Source organism: Acidovorax bellezanensis, assembly GCF_025421555.1.
In the GTDB taxonomy this organism is placed as follows: Bacteria; Pseudomonadota; Gammaproteobacteria; order Burkholderiales; family Burkholderiaceae_C; genus Comamonas; species Comamonas bellezanensis.
Window position 1 is genome coordinate 1 of the sequence record NZ_JAODYH010000029.1, and the last position, 1,790, is coordinate 1,790.

Below are 1,790 nucleotides of genomic sequence, written 5' to 3' on the forward strand. Positions count from 1 at the left end.
CGGACCCGACCAACCCCACGGATCCGACCAACCCTACGGACAATCCAGATGACGGCCATGGATTGGTCACCTCTGTGCAAGATCTGGTTGATGGTCTGTTGCTGGGAACGGCGGCAGCGCCCGTCATTGATCTGCTCAACGGATTGGTTGATCCCAACAGCAGCGCCTTGTCCAGCATCACGGGCCTGGTGGAAAACCTCACGAACACCTCCGGCGGTCTCGGTGCCTTGACACAACTGGTGGACGGCCTCGTCAACACCCCCAACCAAGCCCTGGAGCCATTGGTCAACACGCTCCAAGGGCTGGTTACCGGTCTGGCACAGGAAGGCGGCAGCGGCGACGTACAAACCCTCGTCGACAACGTCGTAGGCGGCCTGCTGGGCTCGGGTGGATTGGGCGGACTGCTGGGTGGACTGCTCAGCGGTGGCAGTTCCAGCAGCAGGATGGCAGCGGACAGCGCCAGCAGTGACGGCCTGGTCACTTCGGCTCAGGACGCCGCGGGTCACCTGCTGGACGGCACGGTGGCCGAACCCCTCGCGGACCTGCTCAACGCGCTGCTCAACCCCAATGACGGCACGCTGTCCGCCGCCACTGGCGCGCTGGAGACCCTTACCAGCACGGAAGGCGGCCTCGGCGCCTTGACACAGTTGGTTGACGGCCTTGTCGGCACGCAGAACCAGGCCCTCGAGCCATTGATCGACACGCTCAACAGCCTCGCCGGCGGTCTGGCGCAGACATCCGGCGATGGCGGGGTGAAGGACCTTGCGGACAGCGTCGTAGGAGGTCTGCTCAACGCAGGCGGCTTGGGCGGCCTGCTGGACGGCCTGATGGGCGACAACGGCCTGCTGGCCGGCGTGAGCGGCGGCAGCGATCCTGTCGGTAGCCTGCTGGGCGGCAACGGCCTGGGCGGCGGACTGCTGGGCGGCTTGACCGATGGCGACGGTCTGGTCGCTGGCCTGCCGGGCGACAACGGCCTGGTCGGCGGTCTGGTGGGTGACAACGGATTGGTCGGAGGCCTGCTGGGCGGCGCGACCGGTGGCAACGATCTGGTCGGAAGCCTGCTGGGTGACAACGGTCTGGTCGGCGGTCTGCTGGGCGACAACGGCCTGGTCGGCGGTCTGCTGCCCGGCGTGACCGGCGGCAACGATTCTGCAGGCGGTCTGTTGGGCGACAACGGCCTGGTCGGTGGTTTGCTGGGCGGAGTGACTGGCGGCAACGATCTGGTGGGCAGCCTGCTGGGCAGCGTGACGGGTGGCGACGACTCCGCAGGCGGCCTGCTGGGCGACAACGGCCTGGTTGGTGGTTTGCTGGGCGGCGTGACGGGCGGCAACGACCTGGTCGGCGGTCTGCTCGGTGACAACGGCCTGGTTGGTGGCTTGCTGGGCGGAGTGACCGGCGACAACGCTCTGGTCGGTGGCCTGCTGGGCGGAGTGACCGGCGGCAACGATCTGGTCGGCGGCCTGCTGGGCGACAACGGACTGGTCGGCGGGCTTCTGGGCGGCGTGACCGGCGGCGACGACTTGGTCGGTGGCCTGCTCGGTGACAACGGCCTGGTTGGTGGCCTGTTGGGCGACAACGGCCTGGTCGGCGGTCTGCTGGGTGACAACGGCCTGGTTGGTGGTCTGCTGGGCGACAACGGCCTGGTCGGTGGCCTGCTGGGCGACAACGGCCTGGTTGGCGGCCTGCTCGGCGACAACGGCCTGGTTGGCGGCCTGCTCGGCGACAACGGCCTGGTTGGCGGTCTGCTCGGTGACAACGGCCTGGTTGGCGGCCTGCTGGGTGACAACGGC

General features: G+C 68.3%; 1 pseudogene. It reads left to right on the forward strand.

The annotated features are described in order from the left end of the window. Positions 1-74: 74 nt before the first annotated feature. Positions 75-1,790: pseudogene (locus N0K08_RS23150) on the forward strand (hypothetical protein); the annotation flags it as partial.